Annotated in this window: 23 protein-coding genes; 15 read left to right on the forward strand and 8 right to left on the reverse strand. The window is 72.0% G+C overall.

All coding sequences use genetic code 11. The features are described from left to right. The 4 genes from alaS to FHS22_RS28950 all read left to right on the forward strand — a co-directional run bounded on the left by alaS (window position 1) and on the right by FHS22_RS28950 (window position 5621). A complete protein-coding gene (gene alaS / locus FHS22_RS28935; RefSeq protein ID WP_184946807.1) occupies window positions 1-2673 on the forward strand; it encodes an alanine--tRNA ligase in 2673 nt (890 codons plus the stop codon). Between the two features lie 166 nt (window positions 2674-2839). Then, window positions 2840-3322 (forward strand): Holliday junction resolvase RuvX, encoded by a 483-nt coding sequence (gene ruvX / locus FHS22_RS28940; protein ID WP_184946808.1) that lies wholly within the window; start codon window positions 2840-2842, stop codon window positions 3320-3322. A 302-nt stretch (window positions 3323-3624) separates the two neighbouring features. Continuing rightward, complete coding sequence (gene mltG, locus FHS22_RS28945) at window positions 3625-4794, forward strand: endolytic transglycosylase MltG (protein WP_184946809.1); 1170 nt, start codon at window positions 3625-3627, stop codon at window positions 4792-4794. Beyond that, complete coding sequence (locus FHS22_RS28950) at window positions 4791-5621, forward strand: shikimate dehydrogenase (RefSeq protein WP_184946810.1); 831 nt, start codon at window positions 4791-4793, stop codon at window positions 5619-5621. Before mltG ends, FHS22_RS28950 begins: the two co-directional genes overlap by 4 nt. Here the strand turns inward: FHS22_RS28950 and FHS22_RS28955 are convergent. Together FHS22_RS28955 and FHS22_RS28960 are read right to left on the reverse strand one after the other, a co-directional pair. Beyond that, entirely contained in the window at window positions 5596-6552 is a 957-nt protein-coding gene (locus tag FHS22_RS28955) for a hypothetical protein (RefSeq protein WP_184946811.1), read from the reverse strand. The two genes, FHS22_RS28950 and FHS22_RS28955, sit on opposite strands and share 26 nt — an antisense overlap. Beyond that, entirely contained in the window at window positions 6549-6977 is a 429-nt protein-coding gene (locus tag FHS22_RS28960) for a PadR family transcriptional regulator (protein WP_260408389.1), read from the reverse strand. Before FHS22_RS28960 ends, FHS22_RS28955 begins: the two co-directional genes overlap by 4 nt. A gap of 390 nt (window positions 6978-7367) precedes the next feature. On the opposite strand from FHS22_RS28960, the gene infC reads away from it, so the two are divergent. The 7 genes from infC (at window position 7368) to pheT (ending at window position 14608) form a co-directional block, all read left to right on the forward strand. Beyond that, window positions 7368-7946 (forward strand): translation initiation factor IF-3, encoded by a 579-nt coding sequence (infC, locus tag FHS22_RS28965; RefSeq protein WP_425567366.1) that lies wholly within the window; start codon window positions 7368-7370, stop codon window positions 7944-7946. A gap of 126 nt (window positions 7947-8072) precedes the next feature. Further along, window positions 8073-8267 (forward strand): 50S ribosomal protein L35, encoded by a 195-nt coding sequence (rpmI, locus tag FHS22_RS28970; protein WP_184946812.1) that lies wholly within the window; start codon window positions 8073-8075, stop codon window positions 8265-8267. A gap of 24 nt (window positions 8268-8291) precedes the next feature. Next, a complete protein-coding gene (gene rplT, locus FHS22_RS28975; RefSeq protein WP_184946813.1) occupies window positions 8292-8675 on the forward strand; it encodes a 50S ribosomal protein L20 in 384 nt (127 codons plus the stop codon). A gap of 128 nt (window positions 8676-8803) precedes the next feature. Further along, on the forward strand, window positions 8804-9610 hold the full coding sequence (locus FHS22_RS28980; RefSeq protein WP_184946814.1) for a TrmH family RNA methyltransferase: 807 nt from the start codon (window positions 8804-8806) through the stop codon (window positions 9608-9610). A gap of 78 nt (window positions 9611-9688) precedes the next feature. Next, complete coding sequence (locus tag FHS22_RS28985; protein ID WP_184946816.1) at window positions 9689-10771, forward strand: sensor histidine kinase; 1083 nt, start codon at window positions 9689-9691, stop codon at window positions 10769-10771. A 271-nt stretch (window positions 10772-11042) separates the two neighbouring features. Continuing rightward, window positions 11043-12092, forward strand: coding sequence for a phenylalanine--tRNA ligase subunit alpha (gene pheS, locus FHS22_RS28990; RefSeq protein WP_184946866.1), 1050 nt, complete (start codon window positions 11043-11045; stop codon window positions 12090-12092). Then, window positions 12092-14608, forward strand: coding sequence for a phenylalanine--tRNA ligase subunit beta (gene pheT / locus FHS22_RS28995; protein ID WP_184946817.1), 2517 nt, complete (start codon window positions 12092-12094; stop codon window positions 14606-14608). Before pheS ends, pheT begins: the two co-directional genes overlap by 1 nt. Window positions 14609-14842: 234 nt before the next feature. On the opposite strand, the gene FHS22_RS29000 is transcribed toward pheT, so the two are convergent. From FHS22_RS29000 to FHS22_RS37480, 3 genes are all read right to left on the reverse strand, one after another. Beyond that, window positions 14843-15286 carry a MarR family winged helix-turn-helix transcriptional regulator gene (locus FHS22_RS29000; protein WP_184946819.1) on the reverse strand — a complete coding sequence of 148 codons (444 nt, stop codon included), beginning with the start codon at window positions 15284-15286 and terminating at the stop codon, window positions 14843-14845. Beyond that, window positions 15283-15900, reverse strand: a complete 618-nt coding sequence (locus FHS22_RS29005; RefSeq protein ID WP_184946821.1) for a DJ-1/PfpI family protein — start codon at window positions 15898-15900, stop codon at window positions 15283-15285. The genes FHS22_RS29000 and FHS22_RS29005 overlap by 4 nt, the downstream gene beginning before the upstream one ends. A gap of 103 nt (window positions 15901-16003) precedes the next feature. Then, window positions 16004-16243: a hypothetical protein gene (locus FHS22_RS37480; RefSeq protein WP_221474239.1), complete on the reverse strand. Its 240-nt coding sequence runs from the start codon at window positions 16241-16243 to the stop codon at window positions 16004-16006. Between the two features lie 88 nt (window positions 16244-16331). Between FHS22_RS37480 and FHS22_RS29015 the strand changes: the two genes are divergently transcribed. Continuing rightward, on the forward strand, window positions 16332-16577 hold the full coding sequence (locus FHS22_RS29015; protein WP_184946823.1) for a hypothetical protein: 246 nt from the start codon (window positions 16332-16334) through the stop codon (window positions 16575-16577). A 19-nt stretch (window positions 16578-16596) separates the two neighbouring features. On the opposite strand, the gene FHS22_RS29020 is transcribed toward FHS22_RS29015, so the two are convergent. From FHS22_RS29020 to FHS22_RS29030, 3 genes are all read right to left on the reverse strand, one after another. Continuing rightward, window positions 16597-17175, reverse strand: a complete 579-nt coding sequence (locus FHS22_RS29020; protein ID WP_184946825.1) for a Uma2 family endonuclease — start codon at window positions 17173-17175, stop codon at window positions 16597-16599. 61 nt (window positions 17176-17236) lie between these two features. Beyond that, window positions 17237-18523: an MFS transporter gene (locus FHS22_RS29025; RefSeq protein WP_260408391.1), complete on the reverse strand. Its 1287-nt coding sequence runs from the start codon at window positions 18521-18523 to the stop codon at window positions 17237-17239. Between the two features lie 209 nt (window positions 18524-18732). Then, on the reverse strand, window positions 18733-20394 hold the full coding sequence (locus FHS22_RS29030) for a class I adenylate-forming enzyme family protein (RefSeq protein ID WP_184946827.1): 1662 nt from the start codon (window positions 20392-20394) through the stop codon (window positions 18733-18735). Window positions 20395-20663: 269 nt separating this feature from the next. Here FHS22_RS29030 and argC point away from each other — a divergent pair, with 269 nt between their 5' ends. The 3 genes from argC to argB are packed head-to-tail and all read left to right on the forward strand — an operon-like array spanning window position 20664 to window position 23814. Next, window positions 20664-21686, forward strand: a complete 1023-nt coding sequence (gene argC, locus FHS22_RS29035) for an N-acetyl-gamma-glutamyl-phosphate reductase (RefSeq protein ID WP_184946829.1) — start codon at window positions 20664-20666, stop codon at window positions 21684-21686. Continuing rightward, window positions 21683-22837 carry a bifunctional glutamate N-acetyltransferase/amino-acid acetyltransferase ArgJ gene (gene argJ / locus FHS22_RS29040; RefSeq protein ID WP_184946831.1) on the forward strand — a complete coding sequence of 385 codons (1155 nt, stop codon included), beginning with the start codon at window positions 21683-21685 and terminating at the stop codon, window positions 22835-22837. The genes argC and argJ overlap by 4 nt, the downstream gene beginning before the upstream one ends. 11 nt (window positions 22838-22848) lie before the next feature. After that, the gene (gene argB, locus FHS22_RS29045) at window positions 22849-23814 is read left to right on the forward strand and encodes an acetylglutamate kinase (protein ID WP_377297206.1); all 966 of its coding nucleotides are present in this window, start codon (window positions 22849-22851) and stop codon (window positions 23812-23814) included. The last annotated feature ends 21 nt before the right edge of the window (window positions 23815-23835 follow it).

Here is a 23835-nt window from a genome sequence, read left to right on the forward strand (position 1 = left end):
ATGGAGTCGGCAGAGATCGCCCGCCGCTTCCTGCGCTTCTTCGAGGAGCGTGGGCACACCGTCGTGCCCTCGGCCAGCCTGATCGCCGAGGACCCGACACTGCTTCTGGTCCCCGCGGGCATGGTCCCCTTCAAGCCCTACTTCCTGGGCCAGCGCACGCCTCCCTACCAGCGGGCCGCCAGCGTCCAGAAGTGCGTGCGGACCCCCGACATCGACGAGGTCGGCAAGACCACCCGGCACGCCACGTTCTTCCAGATGCTCGGCAACTTCTCCTTCGGCGACTACTTCAAGGAGCAGGCGATCCCGTTCGCCTGGGAGCTGCTGACCAGGTCCGAGGCCGACGGCGGCTTCGGCTTCCCGGAGGAGCGGCTCTGGGTCACCGTCTACCACGACGACGACGAGGCCGCCGAGATCTGGCACACCAAGGCCGGCGTGCCGGCGGAGCGCATCCAGCGCCGCGGCCTGGCCGACAACTACTGGCACATGGGCGTGCCGGGGCCGGGCGGGCCGTGCACCGAGATCTACTACGACCGCGGCCCCGAGTACGGCCGCGAGGGCGGGCCCGTCGCCGACGAGAACCGCTATCTCGAGGTCTGGAACAACGTCTTCATGCAGTTCCAGCTCGGCACGGTCCGCAGCAAGGTCGACTTCGACGTCACCGGCGAGCTGCCCGCCAAGAGCGTGGACACCGGCATGGGCCTGGAGCGCATGGCCGCGATCCTGCAGGGCGTCGACAACATCTACGAGATCGACACCACCTACAAGATCCTCGACCGGGCCGCCGAGCTCACCCGGACCCGGTACGGCCGCGACGCCCGCTCCGACGTCAGCCTGCGCGTGGTCGCCGACCACGTCCGCAGCGGCACCATGCTGGTCGCCGACGGCGTGCTGCCCGGCAACGAGGGCCGCGGCTACGTGCTCCGCCGCATCCTGCGCCGCTCGATCCGCAACCTGCGCCTGCTCGGCTCCGGCGAGGAGCGCTACATGCACGAGCTGACCGAGGTCGCGATCAACGTGATGGGCGAGCTCTACCCCGAGCTCAAGGCCGACGCCCCGCAGATCCACGGCGTCATCGACGCCGAGGAGCGCCTGTTCCTGGGCACCCTGCGCACCGGAACCGCGATCTTCGACGTGGCGGTGGAGGAGACCAAGCGCAAGGGCCAGAGCGTGCTGCCCGCCGGGCAGGCCTTCCAGCTCCACGACACCTACGGCTTCCCGATCGACCTGACCCTGGAGATGGCCTCCGAGCAGGGCCTGCAGGTCGACGAGGAGGGCTTCCGCCGGCTGATGAAGGAGCAGCGCGACCGCGCCAAGGCCGACGCCGCCGCCAAGAAGACCGGCAACGCCGACATCTCGGTCTTCGGGCAGATCCTGGAGAAGGCCGGCAAGGTCGAGTTCCTCGGTTACGACCAGGTGACCGCCGAGTCCGAGGTGATCGGCCTGCTCGTCGACGGGGCCACGGTCCCCGCCGCGGGCGCCGGCAGCACGGTCGAGGTCGTGCTGGGCCGTACGCCCTTCTACGCCGAGGGCGGCGGCCAGCTCGCCGACCAGGGCCTCATCCGCACCGCCGGGGCCGAGGTCGAGATCACGGACGTGCAGTCCCCGGTGGCGGGCGTCGTCGTGCACCGCGGCAAGGTCCGCACCGGCGAGGTCCGGGTGGGCGACTCCGCCGAGGCCCTGATCGACGTCGAGCGCCGCCGCGCCATCTCCCGCAGCCACACCGCCACCCACCTGGTGCACCGCGGATTCCGCAACGCGCTGGGGGAGACGGCGGCCCAGGCCGGCTCGGAGAACTCGCCCGGCCGCTTCCGCTTCGACTTCACCGCCGCAGGGGCCGTCCCGCCCAGCGTGCTGCGCGACGTCGAGGACGAGGTCAACGCCGTCCTCATCAACGACCTGCAGGTCAACGCCTTCCACACCTCCCAGGCCGAGGCCCGGGCGATGGGCGCGCTGGCCCTGTTCGGCGAGAAGTACGGCGACGTCGTGCGAATCGTCGAGGTCGGCGACTACTCCCGCGAGCTCTGCGGCGGCACCCACGTCTCCAACTCCGGCCAGCTCGGCCTGGTCAAGGTGCTGGGCGAGTCCTCGATCGGCGCCGGTGTGCGCCGGGTGGAGGCCCTGGTCGGCCTGGACGCCTTCCGCTTCCTGGCCCGCGAGAGCGTGCTCGTCGCCCAGCTCTCCGAGCAGCTCAAGGCGCGCCGCGAGGAGCTGCCCGAGCGCGTCGAGGGCATCGTCACCCGGCTGCGCACCGCGGAGAAGGAGCTGGAGCGGCTCCGCTCGGCCCAGGTGCTCGCCGTCGCCGGCGAGCTGGCCGGCAGGGCCCGCGACACCGGCGGGGTCTCCGTCGTGACGCACCGCGCCCCCGACGGCACCTCCGCCGACGACCTGCGCAAGCTCGCCCTGGACGTGCGCGGCAGGTTCCCGTCCGACCGCGCCGCGGTCGTGGTCGTCGCCGGAGTCCAGTCGGACCGGCCGGTCGTCGTCGCGACGGTCAACGACGCCGGGCGCGAGCGCGGCCTGAAGGCGGGCCGCCTGGTCGGCGTCGCCGCCAAGGCCCTCGGCGGCGGCGGCGGCGGCAAGGACGACGTGGCGCAGGGTGGCGGGACCCGTCCCGAGGCGATCGGCGACGCCCTCGGCGCCGTCGAGCAGGCGATCGCGCAGACCCTGGCCTGACCCGCGGTCCGGCGGAGGGCGGCGCCGTGGGCCGGACCGGTTCACGGGCCGGGCCGATGCGGTGAGAGCCGGGCGGTGAGAGCCCGGACGGCGGGAGCCGAGATGGTGGGAGCGGAATCAGGGACCCCGGCCTGAGGGCCGGGGTCCTCATGCTGGAAGGCGATCGATGAGGAACGGCACACGCCTCGGCGTCGACGTCGGCTCGGTCCGCGTGGGCGTGGCCCGCAGCGACCCCTCGGGGCTGCTGGCCACACCGGTGGAGACCGTACGGCGCGGCAGGGGCGACCTGGACCGGCTGGCCGGGCTCGCGGCCGAGTACGAGGCCGTCGAGGTCGTGGTCGGCCTGCCGACCTCGCTGTCGGGCCGGGAGGGGCAGGCGGCGGGGCTCGCCCGCGAGTTCGCGGTACGGCTCGCCGCCCGGCTGGATCCGGTTCCGGTGCGGCTGTTCGACGAGAGGCTGACCACGGTCACCGCCCAGCAGGGCCTGCGGGCCAGCGGGGTGAAGGCGAAGAACCAGCGCGACGTGGTGGACCAGGCCGCCGCCGTGGTGCTGCTCCAGGCGGCCCTGGACGCCGAGCGCGCCACCGGCAGGCCCCCCGGGCGGCCGGTCGAGCCGCCGCGGAGCCGTTCGGGAGGGGAGGCCGGTTGACCGGCGTCGAGCCATACGGAACCGGTCGACCTGGTTTGCGCCGACGGTCGTGGAGCATAGAATCACGAAATTCGCTGACAAAGAGAGTGAGTTCGTGAGATACCGGGAAAAGCCGAGCAGATCCGCCCGGGTGCGGTGATGTTCGACGGAACGCCCCTCACCCCGTCGCGTGCGGCGGCAGGCGCCCGGGAGCCGAGGGACGGCGCCCCGGGCAGTGGCACGTTTGGCTCGGCGAACCTTCATGGTTCGGCAGGTTCGCTTGACGCCGGGTTGCCCGTACCGGGAGATTGGCCAGCGACTCTATGAACGATCTCGATCTGGACTTCCTGGTCGGCGCTGACAACGACGATGGTCGGTCGAAGCGCCGGTCCCGCGCGTCCGCAGGACGCGACTCCGGTGGCAGGCGTGGCCGCCGCCGCAAGCGCCGCCGCAACAAGGGCGGCTTCCTGGCCCCGATGCTCGCGCTGATCGTCCTGCTGGGCGGCATCGGCGGGGGCGGCTACTACGGCTACACCTGGCTGCGTGACGCCATGGTCGTCGAGGACTACACCGGCCAGGGCACCGGTGAGGTCGCGGTGGAGATCAAGCAGGGGGAGACCGCCTCCGACGTCGCGCAGACCCTGGTGGAGCAGGACGTGGTGAAGAGCACCGACGCGTTCGTCGAGGCGATCGCCGCCGCGGGCAAGAGCTCCTCCCTCCAGCCGGGCGTCTACACCCTGCGCAAGCAGATGTCGGCCGCCGCCGCAGTCGAGCTGCTCGACCCGAGCAAGCAGCTGCTGGAGCGGGTCACCCTCAAGGAGGGCCTGCGCCTGTCCGACACGTTCAAGGTGCTGGCCAAGGCCACCGGCAAGCCGGAGAAGGAGTTCCAGCAGGCGGCGAAGGACGCCGCCGCCCTGGGGCTGCCCGCCTACGCCAAGGGCAACCTGGAGGGCTACGCCTTCCCGGCGACCTACGACATCACCCCCAAGATGTCGGCCGCCGACATCCTCACCGCGATGGTCGACCGCTTCAACCAGACCGCGGAGAAGGACCGGCTGGAGGCGGAGGCGAAGGCGCTCGGGTACACGCCGCACGAGATCATGACGGTCGCCAGCATCGTCCAGGCCGAGGCCGGCAGCGTCGAGGACATGGGCAAGATCGCCCGGGTCATCTACAACCGCCTCGCCGTGGACCAGATGCTGGAGATGGACAGCACGACCTTCTACGGGCTGAAGAGGTACGGCGTCGCCCTGAACAACGCCGAGGTCGAGAGCAAGTCGCCCTACAACACCTACCGCAGGACCGGGCTGCCGCCCGGCCCGATCTCCAACCCCGGCGACCACGCCATCCAGGCGGCGCTCAACCCGCCCAAGGGCAAGTGGCGCTGGTTCGTCACCACCGACCTGGAGCGGGGCATCACCAAGTTCGTCGAGACCGAGGCCGAGTTCATGAAGATCAAGGCCGAGTTCGAGCGGAACAGGGGCGGCGGGTGACGCGGGCCGCTGTCCTCGGCTCGCCCATCGCCCACTCGCTCTCGCCGTACCTGCACCGGGCCGCCTACCGCGCGATGGGCCTGGACGGCTGGAGCTACGAGGCGATCGAGTGCGACGAGGCGGGGCTGCCCGCCCTGCTCGGCGGGCTCGGCCCCGGGTGGGCCGGGCTCTCGCTGACCATGCCGCTCAAGCGGGCCGTGCTCCCGCTGCTCGACACGGTCTCCGACCTCGCCGTCGAGGTGGGCGGGGCCAACACCGTGGTCTTCTCCGGCGGCGCCCGGCACGGTGACAACACCGACGTGTACGGCATCGTCCGGGCCCTGGCCGAGGCCGGGGCGGCCGCGCCCCGCTCCGCGACGGTCCTCGGCGGCGGGGCGACCGCCGCCTCCACGCTGGCCGCCCTGCGCGAACTGGGCCTGGGCGGGGCGACGCTGGTGGTGCGCGACCCGGCCAGGGCGGGGGAGACCGCCGAGGTGGCCGAACGACTGGGGATCGCGCTGGAGGTGCAGACCTTCGACAAGCTCGACACGGCCCTGGACGCCGACCTCGTCGTCTCGACCCTGCCCTCCGGCGCGGCGGACGACCTCGCCGAGACGGTGGCCGCCCGGGTGCCCGCGGTCTTCGACGTGGTCTACGCCCCCTGGCCGACCCGGCTGGCGGGAGCCGTACGGCGGGCGGGCGGGACCGTGATCGGCGGGTTCCCGATGCTGCTGCACCAGGCGGTCCGGCAGGTCGAGCTGATGACCGGCCGGACCGACGTCCCGGTGGAGGCGATGCGCGCGGCGGGGGAGGCCGAGATCCTCAGGCGAGCCGGTCGGGCGAGCTGACCGTCCCGGAGCCGTACGGCCTGAAGCCGTGCCTGGCCACGGTGAACAGGACCGCGATGAGGAGCACCTCCAGCAGGAGGGGCGGCCAGCCCCGCAGTTCGAGCTGCATGACGGCCTGCTGTCCCTGGACCGCCAGAACGATCGGGAGCAGGAGCAGGACGGCGCGCCGTCCCACCGGGGTGCGGCAGCCGGCCCCGCAGGCCATGGCGATCAGCGCCGGGGCGGTCATCTGCTCGATGAAGAGGTCGACCATGAACGCGTGCCAGACGATGGTCGTCGCCGCCAGCGCCAGAGCGGAGACGGCCGTCCAGCGGAGCAGGGTGCCGCGTCCCACGAGGTTCACGCCCTCGGCCGGGCGGGAGGCGAAGGTCATCAGCAGGGCGGCGAGGACGCCCGGCAGGGACTGGGACACGATGGCGGAGGGGATGAACCACTCCGCGGCGGCGGCGGTCTCCCCGATCAGGACCAGGAGCGTGTGGTAGGTCAGGACGGAGCCGCCGAGGCCCCAGATCCACGCCCAGGCCACCGCCGCCCAGCGCGGCCCGCGCAGCGCCAGCAGGAGAAGGAGCCCGTTCGGCAGGAAGGCCAGGGCGAGGCTGACCAGATGGTCGCGCAGGGACGCCGGCCCGCTGACGAACAGCGTGATGGCGACGGGTCCGGTGACGGTGACGAGGAAGAAGAGCGGGGCGACGATCGCGGCCGCGTTCAGCGCGTCGCGCCAGTGAGCGGAGGACGCGGGTCCGACAAGCCGCTGGACGCGGATGGCGACCGCGCCGCGGAGGAGGTCGAAGGCGTCGCGCGGATCGGGGAAGCTCCGCCCGGGCTCCGCTCCGGCCAGGAGCACCCCGATCATCTCTTCTCCGTGGCGGGCGCGGTGGTCCTGCGGATACCACGCCAGGAGTCTGCGGTAGCGGGTTTCGAGCGCGCTCATTCCGCGCCTCCCGCGAGGCCGCGGTGGAACGGGCTCCCTCCCGGCAGGACGCGGTGCGGTGCGGAGCCTCCCCGGAGGGTGCGGCCGAACAGCGTGCCTCCTGCCGGCCGGGCGCGCAGGCGGGTGGCGGCGGCCTCGGCGTGCCGGCGCAGGCGCTCGGCCTCGGCGGCCAGGCGGGTGCTCCCCTCGTCGGTCAGCCGGTAGTAGCGGCGCACGCGGCCGTCGACGACCTCCTCGCGGTCGGTCGCGATGAGCCCCTCGGACTGGAGGCGGTCCAGCGCGGCGTAGAGGGTGCCCGCGCGGAGCCGCACCCGGTCGCCGGAGATCTCCCCGACGTCGGTGATCACTCCGTACCCGTGCTGGGGGCCCGCGGCGAGGGCGGTGAGGATCAGGAACGTCGGCTCCTGCATCGATCGTTCACTCATGTGATCTTTATATATCGATCATCTGCATACCGGCAAGGGATGATTCTGAGCTCGCGCGTGGTTGTGGTAACGTGGCTACTCGATCGGTCCGGCATGCCTGCCGGACGCGCAAGCGGAGGTTCTCCTCCCACCTGGCCGGCCGCGAGGTCGGCAGGTAAGGATCACGCCGGGTGAAACCGGCGGGCTTACGGCTTCGAGGCTTGTGAGCCCATGTGGCCCCGCATGCGCGACGTGCGGGGCACTTTGCGTTCCGCGCCCCGGCCACGGGGCGCGACCGGCGCGACCTCCCGGCACGATCGAGCACGTGGCAGCCGTCCCCGATGGGCGGCAGCGGATCGCAACCTAGGAGGCCCCATCAGCGCCGAGCCCCGCATCAACGACCGTATTCGTGTGCCCGAGGTGCGCCTCGTCGGCCCGAACGGCGAACAGGTGGGCATCGTCTCCATCGGCGATGCTCTGAAGCTGGCTCAGGAGGCCGACCTCGACCTCGTGGAGGTCGCGGCCACGGCTCGCCCGCCCGTGTGCAAGCTCATGGACTACGGCAAGTTCAAGTACGAGTCCGCCATGAAGGCACGCGAGGCGCGTCGCAACCAGGCTTACACGATCATCAAGGAGATCAAGCTCCGGCCGAAGATCGACCCGCACGACTACGAGACCAAGAAGGGTCACGTGGTGCGGTTCCTCAAGGCGGGAGACAAGGTCAAGGTCACGATCATGTTCCGCGGGCGGGAGCAGTCCCGGCCCGAGCTGGGTTTCCGGCTCCTGCAGCGGCTGGCGGAGGACGTCACGGAGCTCGGCTTCGTGGAGTCCCAGCCCAAGCAGGACGGCCGAAACATGATCATGGTGATCGGCCCGCACAAGAAGAAGGCCGAGGCCAAGGCCGAGAAGGCCGCGGCCAAGGCGCGGCGAGACGACGAACCCGCGGGGACCGAGGCGTCCTCCGACGAGGCGTCCGCTCCGCAGGAGTGACTCGCATAGCCTGAACGGGCAGTCGCGAGAGGGAACCGAGACCGGGTCCGGTCTCGTAGTCAGGCATGCCCTTGACTCGGGTTACCGGCCCGGGACATCGGCACGATCGAGGGAGAGACGGCTGAGATGCCGAAGATGAAGACGCACAGTGGTGCGAAGAAGCGGTTCCGGATCACCGGCTCCGGCAAGATCAAGCGCCGCCGCGCCAACCGCGCGCACTACAACGAGTGGAAGTCGTCCACCCTGACGCGCCGTCTCAAGCCCGAGGTCGTGCTCTCCGACGCCGACTCGAAGAAGATCAAGAAGCTGCTCGCTAAGTAACGACCCCCGGGGAGATAGATACACATGGCACGCGTGAAGCGGGCGATCAACGCCAAGAAGAAGCGCAGGGTCGTTCTCGAGCGGGCGAGCGGCTACCGGGGCCAGCGGTCGCGTCTGTACCGCAAGGCCAAGGAGCAGATGCTCCACTCGATGACCTACGCCTACCGCGACCGCAAGGACCGCAAGGGCACCTTCCGCCGTCTCTGGATCCAGCGCATCAACGCTGCTGCCCGCCAGAACGGCATCACCTACAACCGGCTCATCCAGGGTCTGCGCCTCGCGGAGATCCACGTGGACCGGAAGATCCTCGCCGACCTCGCGGTCAACGACGCCGCCACGTTCGCGACCCTGGTCGAGGCCGCCAAGAAGGCGCTGCCGGCCAACGTGAACGCCCCGGTCGCGCACTGAGGCCACGCCGGGCGCACACCGGACGGCCGCGACCGCGTCGCGCCGGACACCGGTTCTGCACGGCACGCGGCCCACAGCGATCACGCTGTGGGCCGCGTTCGCATTCTCGGGCTTCTCTAAGGACGGTTATGGCGGGCTCTGAACTGACGAACACCAGGTCGCCGCGGGTCAAGGCCGCTCGGCGGCTGACCAAGCGGGCCTTCCGGGACCGGGACCGGTCCTTCCTGGCCGAAGGGCCGCAGGCGGTCCGCGAGGCGCTGGCCCTGGACGACGTCGTCACGGAGCTGTTCACCACCGCCGAGGCCGAGGTCCGGCACCCCGAGATCGTCGCCGCGGCGCGGTCCGCCGGCGTCCCGGTCCACCGGGCCAGCGGCGAGGTCATGTCCGAGCTCGCCCAGACGGTCACGCCGCAGGGACTGCTGGCCGTCTGCAGGTTCGTGCACGTGCCGCTGGAGCGGGCCGTCCCCGCCGGCACCCGCCTGGTGGCCGTCCTCGCGCACGTCCGCGACCCCGGCAACGCCGGGACGGTGCTGCGCTCCGCCGACGCCGCCGGCGCCGGCGCGGTGGTCTTCACCGACGCCTCGGTCGACCCCTACAACGGCAAGTGCGTGCGCGCCAGCGCCGGCAGCCTCTTCCACCTCCCGGTCGCGATCGGGGCGCCGGTCGCGCAGGCCGTGCAGCGGCTCAAGGAGTCCGGGCTGCGCGTGCTGGCCGCCGACGGCGCGGGCACGCACACGCTGGACGACGTGGACCTGTCCGGGCCGACCGCGTGGCTGTTCGGCAACGAGGCGTGGGGGCTGCCGGAGGAGATCCTGCGACTCGCCGACGACGTCGTCCGGGTGCCGATCTACGGACGGGCCGAGAGCCTGAACCTCGCCACCGCCGCAGCGGTGTGTCTGTACGCATCTGCCCGATCCCAGCGGGCCGGAGCCTGAACGACCCCGGCTCCGACGCTGCCGTAGAACGCGGGAAACCCGCTATTGTCGGCCTTGTAGCGTCGAGGAGGCGGGGTCGTGCACGACGGACACACCGGCGGGCGGAGCGCTGACTCCGCACGTGTGATCGACGTGGACGACCTTCCGGACGGCCTCGTGGTGACCGACCGCGACGGCCACGTGCTGACCGTCAACCGGGCCGCCACCCGCCTCACCGGGGTCACCCGCGAGCAGGCCGAGGGCCGCCACGTGCGCGACGTGTTCTCCCTCCGCGACCAGGACGGCCGCGACTGGTGGAAGTGGCTCGACCCCTACGGCGGGCTCCCGGCCCGCACCCGCCAGCCCGAGCTCCCGCTGCGCACCCCGAGCGGCCAGGAGATGCTCGTCGCGGCCCGGCTGGTGCGCGCCCCCGAACGGGGCGGCGAGGTCGTCCGCGTGGTCATCACCCTGCGCGACGCCCGCGTGCGCGCCCGCCTGGAACGCAGCAGGGCCGACCTGGTCTCCACCGTCGCCCACGAGCTGCGCTCCCCGCTGACCAGCGTCAAGGGATTCACCGCCACGCTCCTGGCGAAATGGACCCGCTTCACCGACGACCAGAAGCTCGTCATGCTGGAGACGGTCAACGCCGACGCCGACCGGGTGACCCGGCTGATCACCGAGCTGCTCGACGTCTCGCGCATCGAGTCCGGGCGGCTGGAGATCCACCGGCAGGTCGTCGACATCCCGGCCCGGGTCCGCCGGATCATCGACGGGAGGGTCGCGGCGGGCGAGCCGGAGGACCGCTTCCGGCTCCAGGTCCGCGGCGAGCTGCCCGAGACCTGGCTCGATCAGGACAAGATCGATCAGGTTCTGGCCAATCTGATGGAAAACGCGGTGCGCCACGGACGGGGTACGGTGACAATAGCCGTAGAGCCGAACGAATGGGGAGTGACCGTGTCCGTCCGCGACCAGGGAGAGGGCATCCCGCCCGAGCTGGTCACGCGCGTGTTCCGGCAGTTCTGGCGGGGCAACGCCCGCCGCCGCGGCGGCACCGGGCTCGGCCTGTTCATCGTCAAGGGCCTGATCGAGGCCCACGGCGGCAGCATCTCCGTGCAGTCGGGCCCCGACGGCGGGGCAGAGTTCCGATTTATGGTGCCCACCGGCACTCCCGACTTCGCCTGACGCGAACGCCGGCCCGGTGGGCTCTCCGTGTTGCGCGACCGGCGCTGCGGCGTCCGGTGCCGCGACGCCCTGCGCTGCGACGCCCGCGCTCCATCCCGCCGGGCCCGCGGGCCCACCCCGAGGATCTTCCCGGGGACCGCGGAGGGGCCGCACGGCCCGCCATGCCCGGCACAGCTCAGCGATAGACTCGTGGCCGCTTAGGCCCTGGATTCGGAGCTCTCTCTTGTCTAACTACGACCCGGTCGAGGTGACACCGCTGCACGCCGACGAGATGGCGCGCATGCAGGCCGACGCCCTCGACGCCATCAAAGCAGCGCGCGACCTCGACGAACTCAAGCAGGTACGGCTCGCGCACGCCGGTGACCGCTCGCCGATCGCGCTCGCCAACCGCGAGATCGGCGCGCTGCCCCCGGCGGCCCGCGCCGAGGCGGGCAAGCGCATCGGCGGCGCCCGCAAGGCCGTCGCCGACGCCCTCGCCGAGCGCCAGACCCAGCTGGAGGCCGAACGGGACGAGCGGGTCCTCGTCGAGGAGACCGTCGACGTCACCCTCCCGTGGGACCGCGCCCCGCGCGGCGCCCGGCACCCGCTGACCACGCTGCAGGAGCGCATCGCCGACGTGTTCGTCGCGATGGGCTACGAGGTGGCCGAGGGGCCCGAGCTGGAAGGCGAGTGGTTCAACTTCGACGCGCTGAACATCTCGCCCGACCACCCCGCCCGCTCCGAGCACGACACCTTCTTCGTCGAGTCCGTCGACTCCGGCAAGGTGCTGCGCACCCAGACCTCGCCGGTGCAGATCCGGGCCCTGCTCAGCCGGGAGCTCCCGGTCTACGTGATCTCACCCGGCAAGGTGTTCCGCACCGACGAGCTCGACGCCACCCACACCCCGGTCTTCCACCAGGTCGAGGGGCTCGCCGTCGACGAGGGCCTGACGATGGCGCACCTCAAGGGCACCCTGGACCGCTTCGCCGAGGTCATGTTCGGCGAGGGCATCACCACCCGGTTCCGGCCGAACTACTTCCCGTTCACCGAGCCGTCGGCCGAGATGGACCTCAAGTGCTTCGTCTGCCGCGGCGCCTCGGCGGTGCCCGGCAACCCGCCGTGCCGTACCTGCAAGTCCGAGGGCTGGATCGAGTGGGGAGGCTGCGGCATGGTCAACCCGCGCGTGCTCGTCGCCTGCGGCGTCGACCCGTCCCGGTACTCCGGGTTCGCCTTCGGCATGGGCATCGAGCGGACGCTGATGTTCCGCCACAACGCCGAGGACATGCGCGACATGGTCGAGGGAGACGTGCGCTTCACGCTCCCGTTCGGGATGGAGGTCTGATGAGGGTCCCGCTCTCATGGCTGCGGGAGTACGTCGATCTCCCCGCCGTCACCGCCCACGAGGTCGCCGAGAAGCTGACCGCGGCCGGGCTCAAACTGGAGGCCGTCACCTCCTACGGCCACGACGTGAAGAACGTCGTCGTCGGCGAGGTGCTCTCCGTCGAGGAGCTGGAGGGCTTCAAGAAGCCCATCCGGCACTGCCAGGTCGAGGTCGGCGAGGCCGCCCCGCGCCAGATCGTCTGCGGCGCGACCAACTTCACCGCCGGCGACCGGGTCCCGGTCGTGCTGCCCGGCGGCGTGCTGCCCGGCGGGTTCGAGGTCGGCGCGCGCAAGACGTATGGGCGGCTGTCGGAGGGCATGATCTGCTCCGAGCGCGAGCTGGGCCTCGGCGACGACCACTCCGGCATCATGGTGCTGCCCGAGGGCACGCCGATCGGCGCCGACGTGGTCGAGCTGCTCGGCCTGCGCGAGGACGTCATCGAGCTGGAGATCACGCCGGACATCGGCTACGCCCTGTCCATCCGGGGCGTGGCCCGCGAGGCCGCCACCGCCTTCGGGGTCGCCTTCCGCGACCCGGCCGACGTCTCACCGCCGATCGAGTCCGGTCCCTCCTACCCGGCCTCGATCGCCGACCCGACGGCGTGCGACCGCTTCGTGCTGCGCGAGATCCACGGCTTCGACCCGCACGCGCCCAGCCCGTTCTGGCTGCGGGCCAGGCTGACCAGGGCCGGCATGCGCCCCGTCTCGCTGGCCGTCGACGTCACCAACTACGTGATGCTGGAGCTCGGCCAGCCGCTGCACGCCTTCGACGCGACCAGGCTCACCGGTGAGATCGTGGTGCGCCGGGCGCAGCCGGGGGAGAAGCTGGAGACGCTCGACCACGTCGTGCGCGCCCTCAACCCCGAGGACGTCCTGATCACCGACGGCTCCGGTGCGATCTCGATGGCCGGGACCATGGGCGGTCTGCACACCGAGATCTCCGGCGAGTCCACCGACATCGTCATCGAGGCCGCGCACTTCTCCGCCAGCGGCATCGCGCGCATGTCCCGACGCCACAACCTGGTCAGCGAGGCGTCCAAGCGCTTCGAGCGGGGAGTGGACCGGGAACTGCCGCTGTACGCGTCCTGGCGCGCGGTCCAGCTCCTGGCCGAGCTGGGCGGCGGCACGATCCAGCCGGGCGTGACCCACGCCGCGATCGAGGTCGAGCCGGTCCGCGTCTCCATGCCGAGCGGCCACCCCGGCGCGGTCGCCGGGATGACCTACGACCGCCGGACCGTGGTCCGCCGCCTGGAGCAGGTCGGCTGCACGGTCACCGAGGGCGCCGTCGCTCCGGCCGGAGGGCTCGCGGCCAGGCTCGCGGTCACCGGCGACGACATGCTGACGGTCACCCCGCCCTCCTGGCGGCCCGACCTGACCGACCCGAACGACCTCGCCGAGGAGGTCATCCGGCTCGAGGGCTACGAGAACCTGCCCTCGATCCTGCCGGCCGCCCCGGCCGGGGCCGGCCTCACCGAGGGCCAGCGGCTGCGCCGCCGGGTCGGCCGGGCGCTGGCCGCCGCGGGCTACGTCGAGACCCTCGCCTACCCGTTCGTCGGGGAGCGCGACTTCGACAACCTGCAGCTGCCCGCGGACGACGCGCGCCGCCGCGCCGTACGGCTGGCCAATCCGCTCAGCGAGGACGAGCCGCTGATGCGGACCACGCTCCTGCCCGGCCTGCTGAAGACCCTGGTCCGCAACGTGGGCCGCGGCTTCGGCGACGTGGCGCTGTTCGAGGCGGGGCTGGTCTACCGGCCGTCCGCGGACGCGCCGGCCAAGGCCCCGGTGCTCGGCGTGGAGCGCCGGCCCGCCGCCGACGAGCTGGCCTCGATCGAGAACGCGCTGCCCGCCCAGCCCATGCGGGTCGCGGTCGTGCTGGCCGGGGAGCTGCAGCGCTCCGGCTGGTGGGGCAAGGGCCAGGCGGCCACCTGGGCGGACGCCGTCGAGGCGGCCCGTACGGTGGCCCGCGAGGCGGGGGTCTCCCTGCAGGTCCGCGCCGACCGGCACGAGCCCTGGCACCCGGGCCGCTGCGCCGCGCTGTACGCCGGGGAGACGCTCGTCGGCCACGCCGGCGAGCTGCACCCCCGGGTCGCCGAGGCGTACGGCCTGCCGCCGCGCACCTGCGCGATGGAGCTGGAGCTGACCCGGCTGGAGGCCGTGCTGCCCGGCCCGGCGCAGGCTCCCGCGGTCTCCGCCTACCCGGTCGCCACCCAGGACGTCGCGCTGATCGTCGGCGCGGCCGTCCCGGTGGCCGAGGTCGAGGTGGCGCTGCGCGAGGGCGCGGGCGAGCTGCTGGAGTCGATCCGGCTGTTCGACGTCTACACCGGAGCGCAGGCCGGCGAGGGCAACAAGTCCCTGGCCTACACGCTGCGCTTCCGGGCGGCGGACCGCACGCTGACCGTGGAGGAGACCACCGCGGCCCGCGACGCGGCGGTGGCCCTGGCCGGTGAGCGCACCGGAGCCCGGCTCCGCGGCGCCTGACCGCACGCTCTCCCCGAGAGCCCCGGCACGAGACGGGGACACCCGCGACCACCGTCGTGGTGTCCCCGTCTCGTGCCGTGTGAGTGACCGCAACCCGCAGCCGTGCGGCCGCGCCCAGGGGAGGCCGGCCGGAGGGAGGCTCCGGGCGGACGGCCCGGCGGCTGTGCGGGGACCTCCCCGGCCGCCCGGAGAGCCACGTGGTCCATGAGATGATCCGCGGGCCCCCCCCACGGCTCACCGGCGGGTGACCCGGTCGAGGGCGGCGGAGAGCTGCGTGAGCGCCCCGATGACCCGTTCCAGGCCGTCCGGACCGAGCTCGTCCACCACCCGGTTCGCCAGCGCCTCCAGGTCGGGGCCGATCCGCTCGATCGCGTCCAGGCCCTTGGCGGTGGGCCGCAGCAGCTTGGCCCTGCGATGGGCGGGATTCGGCTCGTACTCGGCCAGGCCCTGCTCCACCAGCAGATCGGCGACCCGCTGCACGCCCTGCCTGGTCAGCCCGCGCAGCCGGGCGATGCCGGCCACGGGCATGGGCTCGTCGAGGACCGCGCTCAGCACCTGCCACCAGGCGACGGTCATCCCCACCGGCCTGGCGAGCGCGTCGCCGGCGCCGAGGAACTGCCCGTTGAGGCGGTAGACGGTGAGCGCGGCCTCCGAGAGCAGGTCTCCCGTCCTGCTCATGCGCCCGATTCCGCCATCAGCTTCTCGAAGGCCGAGGCGTCGTTGTGCGCGAACAGCCGGTACCAGGCCTCCAGCACCTCGGGGGTGTACAGCTCCAGCTTGGCGAAGACCTCGCGGGCGAAGTCGGCCGGTGCGGTGGGCGTGCCCGTGACGAGGTCCCCGCCGGTCACGGCGAGCGCGTCGACGTAGTGCTCCGCGCCGCCGTACCCCGGCTGCATCTGCAGGTACGGCAGCGCGGCGCTGGTGTGGTCGCGGGCGTCGAGGACCCCCTCCCGGGCCAGTCCGGCGGTCGCGCCGCAGATGGCCGCGACCGGCACGCCCGCTTCCAGCAGCTCACGGGCCTTGCGGGCGAAGGGGGCGAGCTCGTCGCCTTCGTCCCAGAGCGCGGCGCCGGGCAGGATCAGCATCGCCGCGTCCTCGATCGAGTCGATCGAGACGTCGGGGGTGACGCGCAGGCCGCCCATGGTGGTGACCGGTCCGGTGGTGAGGCCGACGGTGACGAGCCGGTAGCGGCCGGGCTCCCGGTGGAACTGGCCGTTCCTGATGTGGGCGGTGGCGTGCCCGGTCTCCCAGTCCGCCATGGTCTCGTATACCGCGTGATAGATCGTTTTCATGGCAATATATTGTCATGACGACAGCATGCTGTCAATGAATCCGGGGAGAATCCCTCCCTGGACCGGAGGCATCCGTCAGGGCGGCGTCAGGAGAACCTCGATGTCAGGTCGTGCGCTCGGCGACGAACACGAACTCGCGGCCCGGACGATCGGGGGCCTGCCGGACGTCCAGCACCCGGTAGCCGTGGGCGGCCGGGCTGCCCGTCCCGCAGCCGACGCCGAGCACGCGGTCCGCGCCCAGTTCGTCGGCGATGCGGAGATAGGCTGTCAGGTCGTCGCGGTCTCCGCCGAAGGCGTTGTGGATGCGTGCGAGACGGGGGTGGGAGAAGATCGCGTCGGGCATCCGGCGGCCGTATCCGCGGCCGCACGCCCCGGCGACGGATTTTCCGCCGCCACGCGTCCCCTCAGCGGGACCGTCAGGGAAGGAAGAGATGAGGCACCTGCTGGTGTTCGCCGACCGCGACGCGGCCGAGGAGGTCGCGGAGGCGGTGGCCGAGGAGTTTCCCGCGCTGGACAGGCCCGTCGTGGTGCGGGAGACCCTGGCGGGGGAGGACGACGCCGAGGACGCCCAGTGGGTCGTGGTCGTCGAGGACCCCGGCGACATCCTGGAGCCGGACGACCAGGCCTGGATGGACGGGCTGGCCGAGCGGTACGAAGGCTGGCGCGAGACGGACTGAGAGCGATGCCGGGCCGGTCTCAGAGCAGGTCGATCTCCGTCAGGTCGATGCCGACGTCGAAGGGGACGGAGGTCTTAAGGATCTCGTGGTGGATACCGATGATCACGTAGGAGTGGGTGACCTCGTCGAGCTGGTAGGCGTGCACGACGGGGCGCCCCGAGTCGTTCTCCACGATCCAGAAATGCGGGATCCCGGCCTCGGCGTAGAGTGACGGCTTGCGCTTGCGGTCACGTTCCCTGGACTCGGGCGAGACCACCTCGACCACCAGAAGGACGTCCCCGGCCCGGTAGAAGGTCCGTCCCGGATCCTGCTCGGCGGAGGCCCGGATGACGCTCAGGTCCGGCTCCGGCCGCTGGCTCGGTCCCGTGACGACACTCATCTCCCGGCGCACCCGGAGATGGCCCGGAAGGGTTCGGCGCAGGCCGTAGAGCAGGAGGTCCAACGCCCGGGTGTGAAAGGAGGCCTGGGGACTCGCGAACACCAAGCTTCCATCGATCAACTCTGTGTGCGCAGGCAAACCCGGAATGTGATCGAGGTCCTCCGCCGAATGGCCGCCGGGCGGAGGGAACACCCAGTCGGGCAGCGAGGGATGTGTCATCTCCGGGCTTCGGCCGTCATATGGGCCAGCGTACCAACAGGCACTCAGGGTCCCGGGGCCATCACGGAGCGGATGCTGTGGGGCCCGGGGCCTGAGTGGCGAGTTCCTCGCGGCGGGCGCGTTCGCGGACGGCGTGCTCGTCGGTGCGGGCGTCGTAGTCGCGGAACTTCGGCAGGAGCCCGGCCAGGGCGACGACGGCCCCGACGCAGAGCATGCCGCCCGCGCCGAGGGAGAAGCGGGTCCCGCCCAGGTGGTCCATCAGGCCCGCCCGGGCGTTGCCGAGCATCGGGCCGCTGGTGTAGGAGAGCAGCTCGATCCCGGCCAGGCGGCCGCGGTAGGAGTCGGGGATGGTCTGGTTCCAGATGGTGGCCCGGAAGACGCCGCTGATCATGTCGGCGGCCCCGGCCAGGGCGAAGAAGGCGAGGATGCCCCACATGTTCGGCATGACGGCGGCCAGCGCCACCGCCAGGCCCCACACGAGGGCGGCGATGATCACTCCCATGCCGTGACGGTGGACGTGGTTCGTCCAGCCGGAGGTGACCGAGGCGATCAGCGAGCCGACGGCGGCGGCGGAGTAGAACAGGCCCAGCGACTCGGGGCTGCCGACCTGGTCGGCGAGGAACGGGTAGAGCGCGGTGGAGAAGGCGAAGACCATCGCCGCGACGTCCACCAGGTAGGTGCCCATCAGGTCGGGGCGGCCCACGGCGTAGCGCACGCCCTCGGCCATCGACCTGATCGAGGCGGGGGGCGCGTCCTCGGCCTGCGGCGGTGCCTTCACCAGCCAGAGCAGCACCAGCGAGACCAGGAAGGTGGCCACGTTGATCGCGTAGGCGGCGGCGACGCCGTACGCGGCGGCGATCAGGCCGCTGAGGCCGGGGGCGACGATGGCGCCGACGTTCCAGCGGAAGGCGCTGAGCGCGGCGGCCGCGGCGAGCTGGTCGTGCCGGACGACACGGGGCATCAGCGATTCGAGGCTGGGGCGCTGCAGGCTGCCGAAGCCGGCCGACATCGCGCCGACGACGTAGAGGACCCAGACCTGGGGGTCCGGCAGCAGTGCGTTGACCAGCAGGATCGCGACGGTGAGGCAGAGGCCGACCTCGGTGTACAGGATGATCTTCCGGCGGTCCATCGCGTCGGCGATGGCCCCGCCCCACAGGCCGCAGACCACCATGGGCACGAACTCGGCCGCGCTGACCAGGCCCACCGCCAGCGGCGAGTCGGTGAGCTGCTTCATCTGCAGCGGGACCGCGATCAGGGTGAGGAACGTGCCGAACATCCCGATCATGCCCGAGCCGAACAGCAGCCGGAAGTCGCGTGAGTCGCGCAGCGGGCTCAGGTCCATCCGCATGCGGCGGAGCAGGACTCTGAGCGAGCGATCAGGATTTTCGGGCACGAACAGCTAGTTTCCGTGCCGAGGCGTTCCACGGCAAATCGTTTTCCCGCCTCGGGCCGGATGGCTCCGGCGGGCGGGTCGTCCCGGGCGGCGGAGGGGGCCGGGAGCAGGGGAGCCCGGGCGGCTCCCCTGCTCCCGGCCGGGCTCGCGGGGGGCTCCCCGCGTCAGGAGCCGAGGACCTCCTTGCGGAGGTGGGTCTTGAGGATCTTGCCGCCGGGGTTGCGGGGCAGTTCGGCCTCGCGGATCCAGAACCTGACCGGGACCTTGAACGACGCGATCCGCCCGCGCAGGAACTCCTGCAGCTCCTCGGGGGCGACGGGGGACTTCAGCCGCACCACCGCGCCGACCTCCTCGCCCAGCTCGTCGTGGGGGATGCCGATCACCGCGGCGTCGTCGACCGCCGGGTGCTCGAAGAGGGCGGCCTCGACCTCGGCGCAGTAGACGTTCTCCCCGCCGCGGATGACCATGTCCTTGGCCCGGTCCACGATGTAGACGAAGCCGTCCTCGTCGATCCTGGCCAGGTCCCCGGTGTGCAGCCAGCCGCCGACGAAGGTCTCGGCGGTGGCCTCGGGGCGGTTCCAGTACCCCATGATCACGTTGGGGCCGCGCATGCACAGCTCGCCGACCTCGCCGACGGGCAGCTCCTCGCCGAGCGGGTCGGCGATCTTGACGTCCACGACGGCGACCGGCAGGCCGATGCTGTCGGGCTTGGCCGCGTAGTCGGCGCCGGCGTTGTTGATCGCCAGCGCGGTGGTCTCGGTCATGCCGTAGCCGTTGGTCGGCGCCCGGCTCGGCAGCTTCTCCCCGATGCGCTCCAGGAGCTTGGGCGGGGCGGGGGCGCCGCCGTACCCCAGGGCGTTGAGGCTGGAGATGTCGTATTTCTCCAGGTCCGGGTGGGAGAGCAGCTGCCAGACGTTGGTGGGCACGCCGCTGATGCCGGTGATCTTCTCGCGCTCGATCAGCTCCAGGGCCTTGCCGGGGTCCCACTTGTACATCAGCACCAGGCCGCCGCCGGTGAACATCGTGGTGGTCATCACGGCGAAGCAGCCGGTGACGTGGAACAGCGGCACGGTGAGCAGGGTGACGCGGCGCTGCCCGGCCGACTCGCCCGCGTCCCTGCCCGCCCGGACGACGGCGCGCAGCAGGCTGTAGGCCACGGTCATGGGGGACTGGCCGAGGTTGCGGTGGCTGCCGAGCGCGCCCTTGGGCACGCCGGTGGTGCCGGAGGTGTAGAAGATGGTGGCCGGGTCCTCGGGGGAGAGTTCGACCTCCGGCAGCGTGACGTCCGCCGCGACCTCGCCGAGCACGTCCTGGAAGGAGCGGGCGCCCTCGGGGACCTCGCCGCGCGTCACGATCAGGGCCGGGCCCGCGCCGGCGAGCAGGGCGGCCCGCTCGCCGTCGGCGATGAGCACCTTGGACCCCGAGTCCGACAGGCCGAACTCCAGCTCGGGCCTGGTCCACCAGGCGTTGAGCGGTACGGCGACCGCCCCGGCGGCCAGCGCGGCGGAGAAGGAGACCACCCACTCGGGGTAGTTGCGCATGGCGATGGCGACCCGGTCGCCCTTGGCGACGCCGTACTCCTCGACGAGGCGCCGTGCCAGCGTGGCCGCCCGCCGGAAGTGCTCCTCGTAGGTGATGTGCTCGTCCTCGTAGGTGAGGAAGACCTTGTCACCGTGGAACCGGCTCATCTCCAGGAGGGCCCGGAAATGGCCGGGGGCGTGCTTCCAGGTCCTGACCGCGCCGCCGGGGCCGGGGACCTCCTCCATCTCGAAAAGCTGCCCGGGACCGGTGAGCTGGGCCTGGACCTGTTCGTGGGTGACAGTCATACGTTGTACTCCCCGGGTGCAGAGGGACCGGAAACCGTCACGATACCGACCGGTAGGTACGCGCAACAGGGCTGAAATATCACGAAACATTCACCTCGCATGCCCATGCATCAGTGCTATCCGCACGGCCGTCTCCTGTCATCCTCCGTGATGCGCAAAGCCGTCTCATCACCTGAGCATCGTCTTGCATGAAAATCCCATAGGATGCATACTCTCTCTAGCAAACATATGAGAGCTCATGCATAAGCATGCAAGGAATGGGGGAGCGGATGAGAGCGGCGATCGCCGGTGCCAGTGGCTATGCCGGAGGCGAGCTGCTCCGCCTGCTGCTCTCCCACCCCGGGATCGAGATCGGCGCGCTGACCGCCGGATCCAACGCGGGCACCGCCCTCGGCACGCACCAGCCCCACCTGGCCCCGCTGGCCGACCGCGTCCTGCTCGACACCACCGCCGACACCCTCGGCGGCCATGACGTCGTCTTCCTCGCCCTCCCGCACGGCCAGTCCGCCGCCATCGCCGGGCAGCTCGGCGACGACACGCTGATCGTCGACTGCGGCGCCGACTTCCGCCTGGCCGACCCCGCCGCCTGGGCGCACTTCTACGGCGGCGCGCACGCGGGCACCTGGCCGTACGGCCTGCCCGAGCTGCCCGGCCGGCGCGAGCTGCTCCGCGGAGCCCGCAGGATCGCCGTCCCCGGCTGCTACCCCACCGCCGTCACCCTGGCCATGTTCCCCGCCTTCTCCGCCGGTCTCGCCGCGCCCGACGTGGTCGTGGTCGCCGCCACCGGCACCAGCGGGGCGGGCAAGGCGCTCAAGCCCAGCCTGCTGGGCAGCGAGGTCATGGGCTCGGTCAGCGCCTACGGCGTCGGCGGCGTGCACCGGCACACCCCGGAGATGGAGCAGAACCTCGGCTCCGTCGCGGGCGAGCCGGTGACGGTCTCCTTCACCCCGATGCTGGCCCCGATGAGCCGCGGGATCCTCGCCACCTGCACCGCCCCCGCCCGGCCCGGCGTCACCGCCGCGGCCCTGCGGGAGGCCTACGAGACCGCGGTCAAGGACGAGCCGTTCCTGCGGCTGCTGCCCGAGGGGCAGTGGCCCGCCACCTCGATGACCCTCGGCGCCAACACCGCCGCCCTCCAGGTCGCCCTGGACGAGCGCGCCGGACGCGTCGTCGCCGTCATCGCCATCGACAACCTCACCAAGGGCACGGCGGGAGGCGCGGTGCAGAGCGCCAACCTCGCGCTGGGCCTGCCCGAAGAGCTCGGCCTTCCTCTCAACGGAGTCGCCCCATGAGCGTGACCGCACCCCTCGGCTTCCGGGCCGCGGGCATCGCCGCCGGCATCAAGTCCGGCGACGCCCGCGACCTGGCCCTCGTCGTCAACGACGGCCCGTCCCGCGCGGCGGCCGGCGTCTTCACCGCCAACCGCGTGAAGGCCGCCCCCGTGCTCTGGTCGCAGCAGGTGCTGGCCGGAGGGCGGGTCCGCGCGGTCGTCCTCAACTCCGGCGGCGCCAACGCCTGCACCGGCCCGCTCGGCTTCCAGGACACCCACGCCACCGCGGAGAAGGCCGCGGCGGCGCTGGACGACTCGGCCGGCGAGATCGCGGTCTGCTCCACCGGCCTGATCGGCGAGCGGCTCCCGATCGACGCCCTGCTCGCCGGGGTGGACGTCGCGACCGCGCAGCTCAGCCGGGACGGAGGCCTGGCCGCCGCGGACGCCATCCGCACCACCGACACCGTCTCCAAGATCTCCTTCAAGCGGGGCGAGGGCGGCTACATGGTCGGCGGCATGGCCAAGGGCGCGGGCATGCTCGCCCCGGCCCTGGCCACCATGCTCTGCGTGATCACCACCGACGCCGACGTGACCGCCGAGCAGCTCGACGCGGTGCTCCGCAGGGCGACCCGCGTCACCTTCGACCGGCTCGACTCCGACGGCTGCATGTCCACCAACGACACCGTGCTGCTGCTGGCCAGCGGCGCCTCCGGCGTCGTCCCCGACCTCGCCGAGTTCGAGAAGAAGATCACCGAGGTCTGCGCTGACCTGGCCCGCCAGCTGCTGGTGGACGCCGAGGGCGCGACCAAGGCGATCGCGGTCGAGGTCGTCGGCGCCGCCTCGGAGGAGGACGCGGTCACGGTCGGCCGTACGGTCTCCCGCTCGAACCTGCTCAAGTGCGCCATCCACGGCGAGGACCCCAACTGGGGCCGGGTGCTCTCGGCGGTGGGCACCACCGACGCGGTCTTCGAGCCCGACCGGCTCAACGTCGCCATCAACGGTGTCTGGATCTGCCGGGGCGGCGCCGCCGGGGACGACCGCTCCAAGGTCGACCTGCGTCCCCGCAACGTGACGATCACCGTCGACCTGTCGGCGGGACCGCACTCGGCCACGGTGCACACCACCGACCTCACCGCGGCCTACGTCCACGAGAACTCGGCGTACTCCTCATGAGCGTCAACACGATGAGGAGCGACGCGGCCCTCGCCAAGGCCACCACGCTGATCGAGGCGCTGCCCTGGCTGGCCCGCTTCCAGGGCGCGACCGTCGTCGTCAAGTACGGCGGCAACGCGATGACCGAGGAGCACCTGCGGGAGAAGTTCGCCGACGACGTCGTCTTCCTGCGCTACGCGGGGCTCAAGCCGGTCATCGTGCACGGCGGCGGCCCGCAGATCAACGCCCAGCTCGACCGGCTCGGCATCGAGTCCACCTTCACCGCCGGCCTGCGGGTCACCACCCCCGAGGCCATGCAGGTCGTCAGGATGGTCCTGGTCGGCCAGGTCAACCGCGACGTGGTCGGCCTGATCAACCGGCACGGCCCGCTCGCCATCGGCATGTCCGGCGAGGACGCCCACCTGTTCACCGCCGAGCGCAAGCACGCCGTCGTCGACGGCGAGCGGGTCGACATCGGCCAGGTCGGCGAGATCGTCCGGGTCGAGGCCGGGGCCGTGCGGGCACTGCTCGACGACGGGCGCATCCCGGTCATCTCCTCCGTCGCCCGCGGCGAGGACGGCACCGTCTACAACGTCAACGCCGACACCGCCGCCGCCGCGCTCGCCGTGGCGCTCCAGGCCTCCAAGCTGATCGTCCTGACCGACGTCGAGGGCCTCTACCGCAACTGGCCGGAGAGCGACGAGGTGATCAGCCGGCTCACCGCCGGCGAGCTGGCCGGGCTCCTGCCGACCCTGTCCAGCGGCATGGTGCCCAAGATGGAGGCGTGCCTGTCGGCGGTCCGGGGCGGCGTGCCCCAGGCCCACGTGCTCGACGGCCGGGTGCCGCACTCCGTGCTGCTGGAGATCTTCACCGACGAGGGCATCGGGACGATGGTGCTGCCCGACACCGCGTCCGGCACCGCCCCGGCGGTCGCCGTACCGAACCTGGTCAAGCGCCGGCTGACCGCCACCATCAAGCTGAACGGGAGCGACACGTGAGCCTGCACGACCGGTTCGAAG

Origin of the sequence: Thiemannella venezuelensis (assembly GCF_014203605.1) — a bacterium.
GTDB lineage: Bacteria > Actinomycetota > Actinomycetes > Streptosporangiales > Streptosporangiaceae > Planomonospora_A > Planomonospora_A venezuelensis.